Raw genomic sequence first — 17,668 nt, 5'->3', positions numbered from 1 at the left:
TGACGGTTTCGCTCATGATGTCCTGCCTGTCTTGGTGATGCTGAGGGGAACGCCGCGTGCAAGAAGATCGGCGCGGACGCTGTCTGCCAGCCGGTCGGTGGCCAGCACGGCATCGAAGGCCGTGAGGTCGGCAAAGACGTTCAGGGCGACCTTGCCGAATTTGGAGGAGTCGAGCAGCAGGATGCGGCGCGAGGCCGCGGCCATCATCGCCTGCTTGACCTTTGTCACCTGCGCATCCTGGATGAAGGCCGTGCCGCCTTCCACCGCCGAGGCCGAGCAGAAGAACACGTTGGCCCGCAGCGCTGCCACGGCGCGCTCGGTTATCAGGCCGATGAAAGCATTGAACGTGCGGTGATAGGTGCCGCCGAGGCAGAGCACCTCGATTTCGTCGTTGTCGATCAGCCTGTTGGTAGAGACGAGCCCGTTGGTGATCACCGTCAGCGGCCGCACGCCGACGAGAAGGTCGGCAAGGGCGGCACCGGTGGTGCTGTCGTCGAGCATCACCGCCTGTCCCGGCTCCACATGGGCAAGCGCGGCGCGCGCCAGCGCTGCCTTCTCCGCTTTGCCCACGGTCTCGCGGTAGCGGAAGGCGCTCTCGTAAAGGCCTGATGGCTGAACGGTGACGGTGCCGTGCAGCTTGCGCAGCACGCCCTGATGGGCGAGGCGATCGACATGTCGGTGGATGGTCATGCGCGACACGCCGAAATGCGTGACGAGATCCTCGATGCGTGCCTGTCCGGCCTGCATGATGTAGTCGGCGATCTCGTCCCGGCGCGCATCGGCTTTCATGTCGCGATGGCCTTCCGCGAGCCTTCCGCCAGCCGTTCGATGGCCCGCCAGTGCGGCTGCATCGCTTCCGCCATCTCGCGGTAAAGGGTGTACCGTGCCGCAAGGGCCGCCCTTCGCTCAGCGTTCGGCGTGTGGCTGCGCAGGATCGTCGTGGTCTGGCGTGCGCCGGCCTGCGGGCTGTCATAGAGGCCGATGGCTGCCCCTGCCGTCAGTGCCGCACCCCAGGCTGCGGCCTCATCCGCCGAGGTCACATGCACCGGCAGGTCGAGCGCGTCGGCAAACATCTGCGACAGCGCAGGGTTTCGCGCGCCGCCGCCCGAAATCCGCGCCTCCGTGATCGGCATGACGCTCCGCAGGTCGTCCACATGAGCCTTGTGGTTGAAGACGATGCCTTCGAGCACGGCCTTCAGCATGTCGCCGCGATCGTGCCAGCCGTGAACGCCGAAAAAGCCGGCGCTCGCCGTGCTGCCATAGGGCGAACCGAACAGGTAGGGGTGGAACAGGATATCGGACGGACGACCGAAGGCGGCATCGAGTTCCGGCTTCAGAAGCTCGTGAACGCCAGCGCCGCTTTTCGCGGCTTCGCTCTGCTCGGCGCGGCAGAACTGGTCGAGGAACCAGTCGTAGTTGGCCGTGGATGCCGGGGAAACGGCCATGTTGTTCCACTGTCCGGGCTCGATGGCGCTTCGGCAATGCCAGCGCGGATCGGTCACCGGCCGGTCCGTTACCACTTCGTTGATCGAATAGGTGCCGGCAACGATCGACAGCAATCCCGTCTCATGCCCGCCGATCCCCAGAGCCGAGGCCGTCACGTCGTGCAGCCCGGCAGCGACCGGCGTTCCCTCCAGAAGCCCCGTCAGCGCAGAGGCCGCGGCCGTGACGCCGCCGACGATCGCGGCCGATGGCGCCATATCGGGAAGCGCGTTCCACAAGGCATCCAGGCCGAACAGCGCCAGCGCGTCGCGGTCGAAGGCCTGTGTCGCGACATTCGTGAAGGAGATGCTCGCCTCCGTCCGGTCCGTACCGATCGTGCCGGTCAGGCAGAAGCGGAGCCAGTCCTTGCAGGCCAGCACATGACCGATGCCGGCGAACCGTTCCGGCTGGTTGTCGCGAATCCAGGCAAGGATGGCCGATGGCGCGGAAGCATGCGGAGACTGGCCGGTGAGTTCGAGTGCCTGCGCGGCGATCTCCGTCGCGTTCCACGCATCGGACAATGCACCGGCGCGGCTGTCAAGCGACAGGATGCCAGGCCCGAGCGGCCGGCTGTCGCGGCCGAGCACGTAGACGCCATCGCCATGCGCCGTCGCAGCAACTGCTTTAATGTCTGACGGACGGCAGCCGGCTGTCGTGATCGCTTCGCGGATCGCCTCGGCCGTGGCCGTCCAGAGCCCATCCATATCGCGCTCCACCCAGCGCGGATGCGGAAGGGACTGCGCGACCCGGCGCCGCGCCACGGAAATCGGCGTTCCATCCGGCCGGAAGACGACGGCCTTCGTCACCGTCAGCCCATTGTCGATGCCGAGCAGGCAATCCATCGTATCGTCCTCCCATCCCCACCCGAAAGCTGCAGCCTTCGGTATGGGGGTAACATACGGATGTGTGATATTCCCGTCAATTGGCGTGACACGACCGTGACTTTCAAAGGGATGTCACGCAAGTTCTTCAAGGCAATACCCCGAAAGGCCGGTTTTGCGTGCGGCGCAGCATCGGTCGCGTTGCAAGATCGTCTTTTCTTGGTTACGGCTTTAAGGGTCAGTCAAAAATGACACATCGATTCAACAAGGATCCATGATTTCGTGACGATGGAAGACGATGTAGCCCAAACGTTCGATCTGGCGCCTGTCGCCATGTGGATCGAGGATTTCAGCGGCGTCCACGCCTTGTTCGAGACATGGCGTGGAGAGGGCGTCGAGAACATCTCCGCTTTTCTTGCCGAAGATCCCGCGCGTGTCGCAGCCTGCTCCAGCCGCATCAAGGTACTGAAGGTCAACAAGCGGACGCTGGACCTGTTCGAGGCGCGCGACCTCGATCATCTCGTCGAAAACCTCGGCCTCGTCTTCCGCGACGACATGCTGACCAGCCATATCAGCGAACTCTCGCAGCTCTTCGACGGCAAATCCGCCTTTTCCAGCAATGCCATCAATTACACATTGGGCGGGCGCAGGCTCGACATCCAGCTGAGAGGCAATGTGCTTCCGGGCCACGAAGGAACGCTGGCCCGGGTCCTTCTGACCACGGAAGACGTGACGGCGCGCGAAACAGCAGCCCGCGCGGAGCGGGAAAGCCGCCAATATGCGGAAGGGATCTTCGAACACTCCCCGGTCTCGCTCTGGGTGGAAGATTTCAGCCGGATCAAGATCTTGCTGGACGACGTGCGCCGGCGCGGCATCGTGGACTTCCGCGTGTTCACCGATGTTCATCCCGAGTTCGTCACGCAGTGCATGAGCGAGATCCGGGTGATCGACGTCAATCAGGCGACGCTCGATCTTTTCGGGGCTCCCGACCGCCGGACGCTGTTCCATCGGCTCGCCGAGATCTTCCGCGGCAACATGCAGCAGCATTTTCGCGAGCAACTGATCGAGCTATGGAACGGCAATCTGTTTCACCATCGCGAAGTCGTCAACTATGCGCTCGACGGGTCCGAGCGGTTCGTGCTGCTGCAGTTTTCCGTGCTGCCGGGGCACGAGGACGACTGGTCGCTGGTCCAGGTCGCCCTGACCGATATTACCGCCCGCAAGAAGGCCGAAGCCTATCTGGAATATCTCGGCAAGCACGACGTTCTGACCAAGCTGCACAACCGTGCCTTCTACATGGAGGAGCTGAACCGGATCGAGCGGAAGTCGCTACGCCCGGTGTCCGTCGTCATTCTCGATCTTAACGGTCTGAAGGAGGCGAACGATCAGCGCGGCCACGATGCCGGCGATGCGCTGCTGCGGCGTTTGGGTGAGGTGTTGAATGAGGCGGTGAGCGGGCCCAATCGCGCCGCGCGCATCGGCGGCGACGAATTCGCCCTGCTCATGCCCGGTGCCGACGAGATGGCGGTGGCCGCGATGATCGAGAGCATCGACGATCTCCTGAAGATCAACAACCAGTTCTATCCCACGGGCACGCTCAGCGTCTCCATGGGCCGCGCAACCAGTTCGGCCACGGAGAGCATGGAAGCCCTGGTCAAGCGCGCCGATATCGACATGTACAAGCAGAAGCAGGCCTATTACAGCCGCGCTGCGGCCAATCGGAGGCGCTGAGCGGCCGGCTCTCGTCCGCATTGTCCGACGCCGAAACGATTCCGCTCCGGCTGGAATGCTCTATGGCGCCGTCGGCCGATGCGGGGTCTTGTTCCAGACGAACGGCTTGCGATAGAGCTCGATGATGGCGGCCCAGGCCGCGCCGGAAATCATCAGCCAGTAGACGGATACGGCCCGCCATCGTCCACCCACCGCCCGCCACTCGTCGGCGCTCATCGACTTGCGGCCGAGCTGGATCACGATGGCGTAGCTTCCGATGACATTGAGGATATCGAGGAGCATCAGGCAGGAGGCAAGGATCGTGTCTCCGCTCGAAAGGTTGCCGGCCAGCAACGTCCAGCCGAGATAGAACAGGAAGGCGATGGTCAGCGGATGGCTGAGCGCCGACAGGATCATGCCGGCCACGAGGATCTGCGAGGTTGCGAAGGCCTTCCATCCCATCTGTCGATGGAGATGTCCGGGGTCGCGCATCATCACGAGCCACGTCTGTAGCCAGCCCTTGTACCACCGCGTCCGCTGAGCAAACCAGGCTGCCGTGTCCGTCGGCGCGTCCTCAAGCGTCGGGCGGAGGATCATCTGCGACCGGTAGCCTAGCCGATGGAGCCGCATGCCGAGATCCGCGTCCTCCGTCGTATTGAAGGGATCCCAGCCCCCGACCGCCTTGAGCACATCCACACGAAAATGGTTCGAGGTGCCGCCGAGTGGCAGAGGGAGACCGGCAGAGGACAGGAAGGGCAGGAGCCCGCGAAACAGCGCGGCATATTCGAGCGCGAACATCGCACTGAGCCAGCCCGCTTTAGCATTCGTGACGACCAAAGGCGACTGGAGGCACGCAACGCGCGGATCCGCGGCAAGAAAAACGGCATGAGCCTCCCGCAACTGCCCCGGGTCCGGCCGGTCCTCCGCGTCGTAGATGGTGAGAAACGCACCGCGCGCACCGGGCAGGGCATAGCTCAGCGCCTTCGGCTTCGTGCGCGGCCCGGCCGGGGGAACGCGCACGATCTCGTATTCGGAGGACAGCGAAAGGGCTTCCAGCGCCGCAAGCGTTTCGCCATCGTCAGCCTCGCAGATCAGCTTGATATCGAGGCGCGACCGGGGCCAGTCGAGACGGTCGAGGGCTCCGACCAGTTGCGCCACCACCTCCGTCTCGCGGTAGAGAGCGACGAAGATCGAGTAGACCGGGAGAGGCCCCGTCTGCTGCCCCTCGAGCCTCTCGACGGATGGCAGCTTTGTTACGGCTTTTTTCACATGGAGGAGAGCTCGCGCACGCAGGAAAAGCTGGCAGAAATAGAGGCTGGTCAACAGGAGATGCGTGACCAGCAGCCAGACGAGAGGCGCGAGAAAAGCGGAGAAAACGAAAAGCGAAAGCCCGAGCCCGGCATAGAATCCTTGCTTGCCCCAGAAGACGATGCGGGCGCTATGCAGCGGCGCTGCCTCGAAGAGAAGGCTGACCGTGTCGCGCACGCGCCGCTCCCGGCCCGCCGCCCAGGCAGCTGTCCGCACCGCACGCGGCGTCGACACGGCCAGGATCTCGGCAAGCGCCGGTCGTCGATCAAGCGTCAGCGCGAGGTCGTGGATCTGGCTGAGTTTGGGCACGATGACGGTGATCGCCGGACGGCTGGAATGGTAGAGGCGCAGCATGTCCGGTAAGACGAGCTGCGCATCCAGCGTCTCGGCATCATGAACCTGATCGACATCGATCTCCGCCATGAAGGGTAGCCCGAGCAGATCCGCCAGCGCCTCGAAATACAGCGTATCGACGATCTCGCCGGAGGCCAGAAGCTCTTCCTCGGCGGTTGTTCCGTTTTCCTGTGCCCTCAGCATCATGCGGGCGATCGTCGGCTTGCCGATGCCGAGCTTGAGAAGCAGGCGTCCTTCGCGCAACAGATCGACCGAAAAGGCGGGTAGAGGCGTGTTTTCCGAAACGGCACGCGCTCTTCGAGTAGCCATTCCCGGCAGCGACGGGTAGTCTAGGACACGCATGAACACCTCGTCGCAGACAGCGTCGGCCCTTGAAGACCTGAAGCCGGAATTTGATGAGAATGATACGGATTTTCTCAATTCAACCGATCATTAGGATAATCTTAATCATCTTTGTGACGGCTTGGATAGGGGGTATCGCAGTGCACGCGGCAGAGCCCATGCGCGAGCTGCCTTTGTCCTTCGACGCCCGCGAGCGGATCGCAAAGCCGGATCTCAGTGGGCTTGCACGCTTGCGGTTCCTGACCACCGTCGATTTCCCGCCGTTCAACTTCATCGATCAATCGCAGAAGCTGTCCGGCTTCCACGTCGATCTCGCCCGCGAGATCTGCCGGGTTTTGGAGATCGAGACGAAGTGCCAGATTCAGGCCGTAACCTTCGAGGAACTGCAGCCGGCGCTGGAGGAGGGGCAGGGCGAGGCTGTCCTTGCGGGCGTTGATATGACGGACGACCTTCGCCAGCGCTTCGCCTTCACGCGGCCGTTCCTGCGTCTCCCCGCCCGCTTTGCCGCTCGGACATCACCCAGCGCGGCAGCCAAAGTCGAGCTGTCGGCAATCCTTGCAAAGCCGGTCGGCGTCGTCGCGGGCACGACGCATGAGGCCATGTTCAAGGCGTTCTTTCCGGCAGCCACCGCACAGGCCTTTCCCGATCGGGCGGCCATGCTGCAGGCCTTGAAGGCGGGCACGGTGAATGCGGTCTTCTCGGACGGCATGCAGCTGTCCTTCTGGGCAGCCTCGGCCGATGCGGCAGCTTGCTGCACGCTCGTCGGAGGCGCCTATGTCTCCGAGCACTTCCTCGGCGAAGGCCTGGCGATCATGAACCGGAAGGGCGATCCGGCCCTGACGCAGGCGCTGGATCACGCGCTTCTTGAGCTATCCCGCAGCGGCCGCCTCAACGAAATCTATCTGCGGTATTTCCCGACCGGTATCTACTGATCGCGCTTCCGGGCGTCTATTCAGTGCCGCATGCGGGCCTGCGCGCCACGCTCGATGGCGGCGCAGACGAGCTTGTCGAGGCCGAGACGGTCGCGCAGCAAAGCAAGGAGCCGCAGCTCCTCCGTGCGGATATTGAGATCGACCGCCGCAATATCGACGGCCAGCGCATAGGCCGTCTCGAACAGCCGCGGCGGCAGTGCTTCCCGCACCAGCTCCAGCAGAATATCCAGCCCCTCGGGTGCCGACAGCAGGGTCGCGCAGCGCTGTGCCACGGGCACGAGGTCGTCTGCGTCGAAGTCGTCGAAGACGGGCAGGATACGGGAGAGCTTGCCGATCCGCTCCAGCTCCTCGTCGCTCATGGCGCTATCGACCGCGGACATCATGACCATGACGTGGATCAGGGCTTCCTGGTGGGTCAAAGTTTGGGACATGCGATCTCCGGGGTTCATCCGCCCCGCACGTATAGTCGCTGAAGGCCTGTTGCAAGACATCTGCCGGAGACGCCGAGCCTTTGGAAGGTCTACCTCAGGCGGTACCTCGTTCGAGACATCAAGGCGCAACACCCTGAGAAGGCAGTGAGGGCTCCGTGCCGACGCGGTAGAAACCCTTTGCCGTAGTCTTCGCGGATGCTACCGCTGCCGTCAGGGCGGTATCGTCTCCGTCCACCTCCGCCCAGCCATTACGGGCAAGCCAGAGCGCGGGATCATCGGTGCCGACCGTGCAGCGCGCCGTCACCGTTCCGCTCCATCCGCCTTTCGGCGTCTGGCAGGTGAAGGCCCGGGCGCGAATGAAATTGCGAAAGGCGGTGCGGGCAACGGTGCCACACGGCCAGTCACCCGTCGTCGCCCGGCAGATCCGGCCGGCCGATTGCGGCTTGACGCCCGCGATCTGGATCGTTCGTCCCTCGAACTGGACAAGACCGGCCGACAGAGCAACGGGATGCCGGAGAATGGTCTCCTCCAGCGTGGCCGGATCGACCGGCACCTCGCTTGGCGGCTCCAGGGATTCCGAGTCCACCGCCGGCGGCTCGGGAACCGGGACCGGTGTCACGTCAACCTCCGGCGTCTGCACGTCGGGAGAAAACGGCATCGCCTCCGTGTCGGGATCGGCGGGGACATCATTACTGACAGCAGGATCTTCGCCGATCGTCGGCACGTCGCTGAGATCGGGCGTTTCCAGCGTCATTTCCGGTACGGCCGTGCTCTCCGCTCCCGTGATCGCCGACTTGCCCGCCAGAAGCAGGCCGAGGGTCAGGACGACGCAGAGCGTGGGGCCGCCAATACGAAGCAGGGAACGTTGCATGAGGAAAACGGTCCTACTGGCTCGCCCAGATGATCCGGGCAATCCACTCCACCTCGGAAAGGTCGAAGCTGCGGTTCGGATGTTCGGGATTGAGGGAGTGAAGATCGATACCGCGCGCGCTTTGCCGCATCAGCACCTTGGCCATGACCTCGCCTTCGGTGGTCTTGACGACGACACGGTCGCCACGGCGAACCTGCGCGCCTGGCTCCACGATCAGCACATCGCCATCCCGGTAAAGCGGCTGCATGCTGTCGCCCTGAATCTCCAGCGCGTAGACGCCCGTTTTCGTGCCGGCCGCGGGAAAATCGACCACATCCCAGCCCTGGCCCGCGGGAAAGCCGCCATCGTCGAAAAAGCCGCCGGCACCCGCCTGCGCAAAGCCGAGGAGCGGAATGGCACTGGACGGAGCCAGCGTTTCCGCGCTGTCGTAGCCCTTGCCGCCGTCCGGCCGCAGGAATTCCATGAACTGCCCGATGGTCGAACCTGTCGCGTCGAGAACCTTGGCGATGGATTCCGTGGATGGCCAGCGCTCACGTCCATCGGCGGACTGGCGCTTGGATTTGTTGAACGACGTCGGATCGAGGCCGGCACGCCGGGCAAGTCCCGACGGCGACATCTGGTGCCGCTCCGCCAAGGCGTCTATCGCATGCCAGATACGCTCATGTGACAGCATCGTCCCGGGGTCCTGGTAATCTTGGTGTCCTGGTCAAGGTGTCCGGATGACATGTCCGGGGAAGCGGAACCTCTCCTCTATCCGGCAGGAGACTAGCCAAAAAACAGCATTAAGTAAAGAATGCGAGGAAAATAATCCTTGTCCGTCCACGCGCAGCGCTTTTAATGAAATGCGTCTGCCGGCACCTATACTTGCATTTCTCGACGACGTCAGGCCGACCCAGTCGCATTCCAGCATCCAGACGAGCGAGGCGCCGTGCTCTCTACCCTCATCCGCTCAGAGCGGCTCATCCTCGTTGCCATTGCTGCCGGTATCGCCGGTTTTTCCGCAGAGCACACGCTGATCGGCATGGGGCAAGTGGCATCGCTCGCCGGTGCCGTGTTCCTCATCGCCGCCATCATTCTCGCCTCCATGCGGGTGGCGCACCATGCGGAAATCCTCGCGACCAAGGTTGGCGATCCCTATGGCACGATGATCCTGACGCTGTCGGCCGTGCTGGTCGAGGTGGTCATCCTCGCGATCATGATGAGTTCGCCCGAGAGTTCGCCGACGCTGGTGCGCGATACGATCTATTCCGCCGCCATGCTCGATATCAACGGCATTCTCGGCATCGCCGCGCTTCTGGGTGGCCTGAAGCATGGCGAGCAGCCCTATAACGATGATTCCAGCCGCACCTATTGCGTCATGATCCTGACGGCCATGAGCATTTCTATGATCGTGCCGGAATTCATTCCGCAAGCGAAGTGGCACTTCTATTCCGCCTTCACCATCGTCGCCATGATCATGCTCTACGCCGTGTTCCTGCGCATGCAGGTCGGTGCACACAGCTATTTCTTCAGCTACAGCTATCCGAAGACGCGTCGCGAAAGTGCTGGCGGCCATGTCGAGGAGCCCGAGAGCACGACGCTCTCCATCGGCGTTCTGGTTTTCGGCATCGTCGTCATCGGTGTTCTCGCCGAGATCATGTCGACGCTGCTCAATACGGGCCTGGAGGGCACCGGCGCGCCGCCGGTTCTCGCCGCCATCGTGGTCGCTGCCATCTCGGCCGCGCCCGAGATCATGACGGCCATGCGCTCGGCGCTCGCCAATCACATGCAATCGGTGGTCAACATCGCTCTGGGTGCCTCACTATCGACGGTCATCCTCACCGTCCCGGTCATGGAGGCCATCGCGCTTTACACAGGCCAGCCGTTCATCATGGCGATGACCCCGGTGCAGACGGTCATGATCACCATCACGCTGATCGTCGCCGCCATCAACCTCAACGATGGCGAGACCAATGCCATCGAAGGCATGACCCATTTCGTGCTGTTCGCCACCTTCATCATGCTGTCCTGCCTCGGGCTCTAGAGAAATTCCAGCAAAAGTGCGCAGCGGTTTTGCGTCCGGAATTGCGTTAAAACAATGAGATAGAGCGTTTCCGCGATTCGCGGAAACGCTCTAGGACCTGTCCGCAATCAGACGGCGGAAAGCGGCGAGCGTCTCGTCGCTGACATGGTGCTCGATGCCTTCGGCATCGATGCGGGCCGTCTCCGGGCTGACGCCGAGACAACGCAGAAACTGCTCCACGGTCTGGTGACGCTCGCGGCTTTCGGCCGCCATCTTCTGCCCGGCCTCCGTCAGGAACACGCCGCGATAGGGCTTGCGAGAGACGAGGCCATCGGCGGCGAGCCGTGCCAGCATCTTAGCAACGGTCGGTTGCGCCACGCCGAGACGGGCGGCGATATCCACCTGACGCGCCTCGTTGCCGTCATCGATCAGGTCGGCGATGAGCTCGACATAGTCCTCGACCAGAGCGCCGCGCCGCGCTTCCCGTGTCTGGCGAAAGCCCTCGGAGTGAATGTCGGCGTCCGGAAGGGGATCCGCGCGGGGAATGGTTCGACGCGCCACGTATTCCTGATCCTTCCAGTTCGTATGCCTGAATGGGCATGGCATCGGTTTTTGCGTGTCTAGCATGCGCGCCGGATTTGCCGAATGGCTTTATCCGCTCTTCCACCGTCACAATTCGGGCACCGCCACAATGCGTGCACCGCTACAATGACACCGCACTGCGGAAAAAAGCAAGATCGATGAAATATAGCATATTGCATAATGTTGGGGCCTGCCCTAATTTTCCGCCTTTGACGCCTTGCCGCATCCGGAGACTGCCCCGATGGCCACCCCCGACGCTTCACTGAACCAGCGCGAGACCCGCTCCAGCTGGCGGTTCAACCATTCGGAAGAGGAGGGACGCCAGAGTCTCGCCGATGTGCATTCGACCGTCGCGGTGCCCACCGGCGGCACGTGGTTCCGGCGGTTCCTTGCATTTGTCGGCCCGGGTTACATGGTGTCGGTCGGCTACATGGACCCCGGCAACTGGGCGACCGACATCGCCGGCGGCGCCCAGTTCGGCTACACGCTGCTGACCGTCATTCTGCTCTCCAACCTCATGGCTATTCTGCTGCAGGCGCTGGCGGCGCGCCTCGGCATCGCCACGGGCCGGGATCTGGCGCAGGCCTGTCGCGATGCCTATCCAAAGCCCGTCGGCTTCGTTCTCTGGATCGCCTGCGAACTCGCCATCATCGCCTGCGACCTTGCGGAGGTCATCGGTACGGCGATCGCGCTGAAGCTGCTGTTCGGCATTCCCCTGATCGCCGGCGCGCTGATCACCGCGCTCGATGCCATCCTGCTTCTTTATCTGATGCAGAAGGGCTTCCGCTTCCTGGAAGCCTTCGTCATGGCGCTGCTCGGCATCATCGCCCTCTGTTTCATCGTGCAGATCGCGGCGGCGGCCCCGCCGGTCGCGGCCGTCCTGCAGGGCTTCCTGCCCTCGACGGAGGTCGTCACCAATCCGGCCATGCTCTACATCGCCATCGGCATCATCGGCGCCACGGTCATGCCGCACAATCTCTATCTCCACTCGTCCATCGTCCAGACGCGCCAGTTCGAGCGGACCGAGCCGGGCAAGCGCGAGGCCATCAAATGGGCGACCCTCGACAGCACGATCGCGCTCATGCTGGCGCTGTTCATCAATGCCGCCATCCTCATCGTCGCAGCCTCCGTCTTCCATGCCAATGGCCGCACCGACGTCGCGGAAATCGAGCAGGCCTACGAGCTTCTCTCGCCCCTGCTGGGCCTCGGCATCGCCTCGACGCTCTTCGCCGTGGCGCTTCTTGCCTCCGGCCTCAACTCCACCGTCACGGCGACCCTTGCCGGCCAGATCGTCATGGAAGGCTTCCTGCGGCTGACGATCCCCAATTGGGCACGCCGTCTCATCACCCGGGGCATCGCCATCGTGCCCGTCGTCGTCATCACCTATCTCTATGGCGAACGGGGCACGGCCGAGCTTCTGGTGCTGAGCCAGGTCGTGCTCTCCATGCAGCTGCCCTTCGCGGTTATCCCGCTCGTCAGCTTTGTCACCAACCGGGAAAAGATGGGCACTTTTGTCGTCGCCCGCTGGGTCGGGGTGCTTGCCTGGCTGGTCGCCACGATCATCGTCGTGCTCAACGTCAAGCTGCTTTACGATACCTTCATCGCCTGACCGCCACGAGCGCTGACGGGGATGTGAAGGAACGCCGCGCCGACGCACGGCGTTTGCCGCATGAAGGAGATCCCCGATGATCCGCAGTCTCAAGACGGTCGCACTCACCCTTCTCGTCGCCACCGGTACATCAGCCGCCAGCGCCGCTGGCCTCGATGCCTTCGGCTGGAAGAACCGTGTGCTCATCGTCTTCGCAAACCCCGGAGATCCCGATGCGACAGAGCAGCGGCGGCTTCTTGTCGACGATACGAAAGCCCTCGCAGATCGCGATATGGTGGTCCTCGAAGTTGTGGGCGACACCGTAAAACCGATCTACGGCAAGGCGGCTGCTGTCACGGCGCAAGAACTTCGCAACGACGCCGGCATCGATGAGGGCAGGCGGTTCACTGCGATCCTCGTCGGCAAGGACGGCGGCATCAAGTTGCGGGCAGATAAGCCGGTGGCGCCGGATCAGCTCTTCGGCCTGATCGACAGCATGCCGATGCGGGCGAACGAGGCGTCCCGCTAAGGCCGCATCACACTTCATGCTCCCGTCATCGCAGCTTCACGGCGCTGTCACGGCTGGATTCTAAGCCCAGCGGACACGCAACCGTCCAAAGGGCTTGCACGATGCGCCGGACCGGTCTTCTTATCTCCGCATTCGCCTTCTGCATCGCTATGGTCTCGACCTTTCCCGCCCAGGCGGTCGATAACACGCGGACCGCCCGCGTCCTCGACCGGTTGAAGAACGCCAATGCCTGGCGCAGCCACATCATGGTCGTCGCGCACCGGACGGGCTGGAAGGAAAACGGCCGCATGATCCGCGCGGAGAACTCCCTCGATGCGATCCGCAACGCCATCGCGCTCGGCGCAGAGATGATCGAACTCGACGTCCGCAAGTCCTCCGATGGCACGCTGATCCTCATGCACGACGATTTTCTAGATCGCACCACGACCTGCCGCGGCGAAACCCGCATGACACCATTGGCCACGCTGAAAACCTGCCGCCTCGTGGTCGAGGCTGACGGTCACGCGACGGATGAGACAGTGCCGACGCTGGAGCAAGCCCTCATCGAGACCCGCGGCCGCATCCTCGTCAACATCGACAATAAGCTGACGCCGGACATCCTGCCGGAGGTCGCCACGCTTGCCCGTCGCCTCGGAATGGCGGAGCAGATCCTCGTCAAGGAAAACCTCTGGGACGACAGGCGCATCGCCGACGCCAGGGCGCTGATGACAGCGATCGGTCCCGACGTCACCTTCCTGCCCATCCTCGCCGACGATGCCGTACACGATGCGGATTTCATGGCGAAGGCAACGTCGAGCTTCAGTGCACCGGCTGCGGAACTCGTCCACTGGCACGCCGACGATGCACCGCAGACGATGGATGGCGGCGTGCTGTTCTCCGCCAAGGCCCGCGCCGCCGCCATCCGGGGCAACTGGCACCAGTGGGTCAACACCTACACGATCATCAACCGCGCACCGGGCATGCAGGCGGGCGGACGCGGGGATGAGCGCGCCGTCATCGACGGCAAGCCGCTCGAAAGCTGGGGCTTCTGGATCGACCGTGGCGCGACCATCATCCAGACCGACGAGCCGAAGGCCCTGATCGCCTGGCTGGAAAAGACCGGCTATCGCATTCCCTACGACCTGACGAATTGACCGAACGGCGAGAGTGCCGACTGCGGCATGGGATGGACGATTGTGCCCAGCTGTTCCGTCACGGCCGATGCCGTTTTCGTGAACGACGCTTAAAAGCCTTTCAACGCGCTACATCCGTGCCCATATATCAGCGTAAGGGTCTAGCGACCCGGTTGAACGATAACGGGGATGAGGCATGTCAGGATTGAAGAAATTTGCAGTATTGTCGGCGGTCGCGATGACGCTCGTCATCACGGCGACGGATTTCGCGGAAGCACGCCGTGCAGGCGGTGGCTTCGGTAGCCGCGGCACGCGCACCTTCTCCGCACCGCCCGTCACGCGTACGGCCCCGAACACCACGGCGCCGATCGACCGGACCATGACCCCGCAATCGACCCGCCCGAACGCGGCACAGAATCAGCCGGGTGCTGCCCAGACCGCGCCCGCGCGTCGTCCCGGTGGCTTCTTTGGCGGCTTTGGCGGTTCGCTGCTCGGCGGCCTTGCGCTCGGCGGCCTGCTCGGCATGATGATGGGCAACGGCTTCGGCGGCGCTGCCGGCTTCCTCGGCATGCTGCTTCAGCTCGCGCTGATCGCCGGTGCTGCAATGCTGCTGATGCGCTTCCTTCGCAATCGCCAGCAGCAGCCCGCGACCGGCCGCGCAGGAGCCGGCGGTGCTACCGGCAGTTCGTACAACGGCTACGCCCGCGAAGCAGCAAATTCACCGGCGCAGGGGCCGGCACAGGCAAATGCGCAAGCTTCGCGCGGCCCGGGCTTCTCCATCCCGCGCATCGGTGGCGGTCCTGCACCGCAGGCCCAGCCGGCGCGCTCCGCAGCCGTTTCGGATGAACTCGGCATTGGCCCGGCCGATCTGGAGCGATTCGAGACCATGCTGAAGGACGTGCAGACAGCTTACGGCGCCGAAGACTACGGTGCCCTGCGCCGCCTGACGACGCCGGAAGCCATGTCGTGGCTCGCCGAGGAACTGAGCGAGAACGCCACCAAGGGCGTTCGCAACGAAGTTCACGACGTCAAGCTTCTCCAAGGTGACCTGGCCGAATCCTGGCGCGAGGAAGCCGGCGAATTCGCAACGGTGGCGATGCGCTACGAGAGCATCGACGTGACCCGCGACCGCGACACCGGCAAGGTCGTCGAAGGCGATCCGGATCGCCCGACCGAAGCGACCGAAGTCTGGACCTTCTTCCGCCGGCCCTCCACCCAGTGGCAGGTCTCGGCCATCCAGGCATCCTGATCCCGTTGCGGCGGCTCTGCCCCCGAGAGATATAGGTCCCAAAAGAGAAGGCCGGCGCACAATGCGCCGGCCTTTTTCATTATCGACTTCGTCCGGGCCGGGTTCCATCAGCAAGCCCGCTGACAGCTTCTATCAGGCAGCGGCAGCGACCTTTGCGTAAGGGTCGAAGCGGCCGTAGAAGGTTTCGCCCTTGGCTGCCATGTCCTTCAGCAGCGGTGTCGGCGCGAAGTGGTCGCCATAGCTTAGCGCCAGCTTCTCGCAGAGGGCGACGAAGGCCTTGGCGCCCATGCCGTCGATGTAGGACAACGTGCCGCCGGTATAGGGCGCAAAGCCGAAGCCGAGGATGGAGCCGACATCGGCCTCGCGCGGATCGGTGACGATGCCCTCTTCGATGGTGCGGGCGGCTTCCAGCGCGATAGTGACGAGGAAGCGGTCCTTGAGCGTCTGGACGTCGAGTTCGTCCGCAGACTTCTGCGGGTAGAGATCCTTCAGGCCCGCCCAGATGTGCTTCTTCGCCGGCTTCTCCGGATAGTCGTAGAAACCCTTGCCGTTCTTGCGTCCGCGCCGGTCGAGATCATCGACGAGCTTGTTGACGAGTTCGAGATGTGCCGGATCGACCGCCTGTTCGCCGAGATCGGCAACGGTCGCTTTGAGGATCTTCTGCGACAGGTCGATGGCGACCTCGTCGTTGAGCGAGAGGGGGCCGACCGGCATGCCGGCCATCTTGGCCACGTTCTCGATCATCACCGCCGGCACGCCTTCGATCAGCATGTCATAGGCTTCGTGGATGTAGCGGAAGACGCAACGGTTGACGTAGAAGCCGCGCGTGTCGTTGACGACGATCGGGGTCTTCTTGATCGCGGCGACATAGTCGAGCGCCCTGGCAAGCGCCGCGTCGCCGGTTTCCTTGCCGAGAATGACCTCGGTCAGCATCATCTTCTCGACCGGCGAGAAGAAGTGGACGCCGATGAACTGGGCCGGACGCTTGGAGTTCTCGGCAAGACCGGTGATCGGCAGCGTCGAGGTGTTGGATGCGAAGATCGCGTCGGGAGACAGCACGGCTTCGACGGCTTCGATCACGTCCTTCTTGACCTTGCGATCCTCGAACACGGCCTCGACCACGAAATCGGCGGTCTTCAGGTCGGCATAATCGGCGGACGGGGTGATCAGCGCGAGCAGCTGTTCGCCCTTCTCCTGCGTCATGCGGCCCTTGGCCACGCTGTCCTTCACCAAACCTTCGGAATGCGCCTTGCCCTTGGTCGCCGCGTCGATGTCGCGGTCGATGAGGGTGACGGGAATGCCGGCGGCGGCTGTGACGTAGGCAATGGAGGCGCCCATGAAGCCCGCGCCGATGACGCCGACATGCTTGAAGTCCGACTTCGGAACGCCGGCCGGCCGGCGTGCGCCCTTGCCGAGTTCCTGCATGGAGACGAACAGCGAGCGGATCATCGAGAAAGCCTCGGTGGTCTGCAGGATCTGCGTGAAGTAGCGCTGCTCGATCTTCAGCGCCGTGTCGAAGGGAACCTGAAGGCCTTCATAGACGCACTTCACGATGGCCAGCGCGCCGGGATAGTTGCCATAGGTCTCGCGGCGCAGGATGCCGGAGGCCGCCGGCCAGAGCTGGGCACCGGCCGCGCTCCACATGGAGCCGCCGGGCGCCTTGAAGCCCTTTTCGTCCCAAGGCTGGACAGCCTTCAGGCCGTTCTTGATCATGGCCTTGGCAGCATCGATCAACGCCTCGGGAGCGGCAAGCTCGTGTACGAGGCCGAGTGCCTTGGCGCGCTGTGGTGTCAGAGTCTGCCCGGTCGTCATCATCTGTAGCGCATCCTGCGCATTGGTGAGACGCGGCACGCGCTGTGTGCCACCGGCGCCGGGGAAGATCCCGACCTTCACTTCAGGCAGGGCGATCTTGACCGCCTTGGAATTGGAAGCGACGCGGCCGTGGCAGGCGAGCGACAGCTCGAAGGCGCCGCCCATGCAGGTGCCATTGATGGCGGAAACCCACGGCTTGCCGGAGGTCTCGATCTTGCGGAACAGGCCCGTCATCTCGCCGCAAAGCTCGAACAGCTTCTGCGCTGCGGTTTCCGGGTTCTTCTTCTTCTCTTCCGCCTGGAAGGTGAACATACCCTTGATCATCGAGAGATCGGCGCCGCCCGAGAAGGTCGCCTTGCCCGAGGTGAAGACGACGCCCTTAATGGCTTCGTCCTTCACGACCGCGTCGTTGACGGCGGCAAGTTCCCGCAGGACCTCGGCCGTGAACACGTTCATCGACTTGCCCGGCATGTCCCAGGTCACGAGAGCGATGCCGTCGGCGTCCGTTTCGATGGTGAAATTGGTGTAGGTCATGGTTCTCTC

General features: G+C 63.5%; 15 protein-coding genes. 7 read left to right on the top strand and 8 right to left on the bottom strand.

Annotated features, from left to right (window positions below; translation table 11 throughout):
• Positions 1-12: 12 nt before the first annotated feature.
• Both G8E10_RS01530 and G8E10_RS01525 read right to left on the bottom strand, forming a co-directional pair.
• A complete protein-coding gene (locus tag G8E10_RS01530; RefSeq protein WP_167126211.1) occupies positions 13-789 on the bottom strand; it encodes a DeoR/GlpR family DNA-binding transcription regulator in 777 nt (258 codons plus the stop codon).
• On the bottom strand, positions 786-2,324 hold the full coding sequence (locus tag G8E10_RS01525; RefSeq protein WP_167126208.1) for an FGGY-family carbohydrate kinase: 1,539 nt from the start codon (positions 2,322-2,324) through the stop codon (positions 786-788). The genes G8E10_RS01530 and G8E10_RS01525 overlap by 4 nt, the downstream gene beginning before the upstream one ends.
• A gap of 267 nt (positions 2,325-2,591) precedes the next feature.
• On the opposite strand from G8E10_RS01525, the gene G8E10_RS01520 reads away from it, so the two are divergent.
• Positions 2,592-4,034, top strand: a complete 1,443-nt coding sequence (locus G8E10_RS01520; RefSeq protein WP_110800198.1) for a sensor domain-containing diguanylate cyclase — start codon at positions 2,592-2,594, stop codon at positions 4,032-4,034.
• Between the two features lie 60 nt (positions 4,035-4,094).
• On the opposite strand, the gene G8E10_RS01515 is transcribed toward G8E10_RS01520, so the two are convergent.
• Positions 4,095-6,017, bottom strand: a complete 1,923-nt coding sequence (locus tag G8E10_RS01515; RefSeq protein WP_110800197.1) for a glycosyltransferase family 2 protein — start codon at positions 6,015-6,017, stop codon at positions 4,095-4,097.
• Positions 6,018-6,175: 158 nt separating this feature from the next.
• Between G8E10_RS01515 and G8E10_RS01510 the strand changes: the two genes are divergently transcribed.
• Complete coding sequence (locus tag G8E10_RS01510) at positions 6,176-6,949, top strand: transporter substrate-binding domain-containing protein (RefSeq protein WP_245420029.1); 774 nt, start codon at positions 6,176-6,178, stop codon at positions 6,947-6,949.
• A 20-nt stretch (positions 6,950-6,969) separates the two neighbouring features.
• Here the strand turns inward: G8E10_RS01510 and G8E10_RS01505 are convergent, their stop codons facing one another.
• The 3 genes from G8E10_RS01505 to G8E10_RS01495 all read right to left on the bottom strand — a co-directional run bounded on the left by G8E10_RS01505 (position 6,970) and on the right by G8E10_RS01495 (position 8,924).
• Positions 6,970-7,380 (bottom strand): tellurite resistance TerB family protein, encoded by a 411-nt coding sequence (locus tag G8E10_RS01505; protein WP_110800195.1) that lies wholly within the window; start codon positions 7,378-7,380, stop codon positions 6,970-6,972.
• A 118-nt stretch (positions 7,381-7,498) separates the two neighbouring features.
• A complete protein-coding gene (locus G8E10_RS01500) occupies positions 7,499-8,251 on the bottom strand; it encodes a hypothetical protein (protein WP_110800194.1) in 753 nt (250 codons plus the stop codon).
• Positions 8,252-8,264: 13 nt separating this feature from the next.
• Complete coding sequence (locus G8E10_RS01495; protein ID WP_110727112.1) at positions 8,265-8,924, bottom strand: S24 family peptidase; 660 nt, start codon at positions 8,922-8,924, stop codon at positions 8,265-8,267.
• A gap of 255 nt (positions 8,925-9,179) precedes the next feature.
• Here G8E10_RS01495 and G8E10_RS01490 point away from each other — a divergent pair, with 255 nt between their 5' ends.
• A complete protein-coding gene (locus G8E10_RS01490) occupies positions 9,180-10,274 on the top strand; it encodes a calcium:cation antiporter (protein ID WP_343289617.1) in 1,095 nt (364 codons plus the stop codon).
• Positions 10,275-10,364: 90 nt separating this feature from the next.
• Here G8E10_RS01490 and mntR read toward each other — a convergent pair whose 3' ends face one another.
• Positions 10,365-10,814, bottom strand: a complete 450-nt coding sequence (gene mntR, locus G8E10_RS01485) for a manganese-binding transcriptional regulator MntR (RefSeq protein WP_113149243.1) — start codon at positions 10,812-10,814, stop codon at positions 10,365-10,367.
• Between the two features lie 262 nt (positions 10,815-11,076).
• Between mntR and G8E10_RS01480 the strand changes: the two genes are divergently transcribed.
• The 4 genes from G8E10_RS01480 (at position 11,077) to G8E10_RS01465 (ending at position 15,313) form a co-directional block, all read left to right on the top strand.
• Positions 11,077-12,444: an Nramp family divalent metal transporter gene (locus G8E10_RS01480; protein ID WP_110800192.1), complete on the top strand. Its 1,368-nt coding sequence runs from the start codon at positions 11,077-11,079 to the stop codon at positions 12,442-12,444.
• 76 nt (positions 12,445-12,520) lie between these two features.
• Complete coding sequence (locus G8E10_RS01475) at positions 12,521-12,952, top strand: DUF4174 domain-containing protein (RefSeq protein WP_167126205.1); 432 nt, start codon at positions 12,521-12,523, stop codon at positions 12,950-12,952.
• A gap of 101 nt (positions 12,953-13,053) precedes the next feature.
• Positions 13,054-14,085 carry a glycerophosphodiester phosphodiesterase family protein gene (locus G8E10_RS01470; RefSeq protein ID WP_167126202.1) on the top strand — a complete coding sequence of 344 codons (1,032 nt, stop codon included), beginning with the start codon at positions 13,054-13,056 and terminating at the stop codon, positions 14,083-14,085.
• Between the two features lie 175 nt (positions 14,086-14,260).
• Entirely contained in the window at positions 14,261-15,313 is a 1,053-nt protein-coding gene (locus tag G8E10_RS01465; RefSeq protein ID WP_167126199.1) for a Tim44 domain-containing protein, read from the top strand.
• A 132-nt stretch (positions 15,314-15,445) separates the two neighbouring features.
• On the opposite strand, the gene G8E10_RS01460 is transcribed toward G8E10_RS01465, so the two are convergent.
• Positions 15,446-17,659, bottom strand: a complete 2,214-nt coding sequence (locus G8E10_RS01460; protein WP_167126196.1) for an FAD-dependent oxidoreductase — start codon at positions 17,657-17,659, stop codon at positions 15,446-15,448.
• Between the last annotated feature and the right edge of the window lie 9 nt (positions 17,660-17,668).

This window comes from Ferranicluibacter rubi, from assembly GCF_011603255.1.
Lineage (GTDB): Bacteria > Pseudomonadota > Alphaproteobacteria > Rhizobiales > Rhizobiaceae > Ferranicluibacter > Ferranicluibacter rubi.
Note: the sequence above shows the minus strand (reverse complement) of the source record. Positions and strands in the feature narration are given on the sequence as shown.

Bases quoted from the DNA above. Each gene is read 5' to 3' on its own strand.
- G8E10_RS01530 (WP_167126211.1), bottom strand. From the start codon at position 789: ATGAAAGCCGATGCGCGCCGGGACGAGATCGCCGACTACATCATGCAG.
- G8E10_RS01525 (WP_167126208.1), bottom strand. From the start codon at position 2,324: ATGGATTGCCTGCTCGGCATCGACAATGGGCTGACGGTGACGAAGGCC.
- G8E10_RS01520 (WP_110800198.1), top strand. From the start codon at position 2,592: ATGGAAGACGATGTAGCCCAAACGTTCGATCTGGCGCCTGTCGCCATG.
- G8E10_RS01515 (WP_110800197.1), bottom strand. From the start codon at position 6,017: ATGCGTGTCCTAGACTACCCGTCGCTGCCGGGAATGGCTACTCGAAGA.
- G8E10_RS01510 (WP_245420029.1), top strand. From the start codon at position 6,176: ATGCGCGAGCTGCCTTTGTCCTTCGACGCCCGCGAGCGGATCGCAAAG.
- G8E10_RS01505 (WP_110800195.1), bottom strand. From the start codon at position 7,380: ATGTCCCAAACTTTGACCCACCAGGAAGCCCTGATCCACGTCATGGTC.
- G8E10_RS01500 (WP_110800194.1), bottom strand. From the start codon at position 8,251: ATGCAACGTTCCCTGCTTCGTATTGGCGGCCCCACGCTCTGCGTCGTC.
- G8E10_RS01495 (WP_110727112.1), bottom strand. From the start codon at position 8,924: ATGCTGTCACATGAGCGTATCTGGCATGCGATAGACGCCTTGGCGGAG.
- G8E10_RS01480 (WP_110800192.1), top strand. From the start codon at position 11,077: ATGGCCACCCCCGACGCTTCACTGAACCAGCGCGAGACCCGCTCCAGC.
- G8E10_RS01475 (WP_167126205.1), top strand. From the start codon at position 12,521: ATGATCCGCAGTCTCAAGACGGTCGCACTCACCCTTCTCGTCGCCACC.
- G8E10_RS01470 (WP_167126202.1), top strand. From the start codon at position 13,054: ATGCGCCGGACCGGTCTTCTTATCTCCGCATTCGCCTTCTGCATCGCT.
- G8E10_RS01465 (WP_167126199.1), top strand. From the start codon at position 14,261: ATGTCAGGATTGAAGAAATTTGCAGTATTGTCGGCGGTCGCGATGACG.
- G8E10_RS01460 (WP_167126196.1), bottom strand. From the start codon at position 17,659: ATGACCTACACCAATTTCACCATCGAAACGGACGCCGACGGCATCGCT.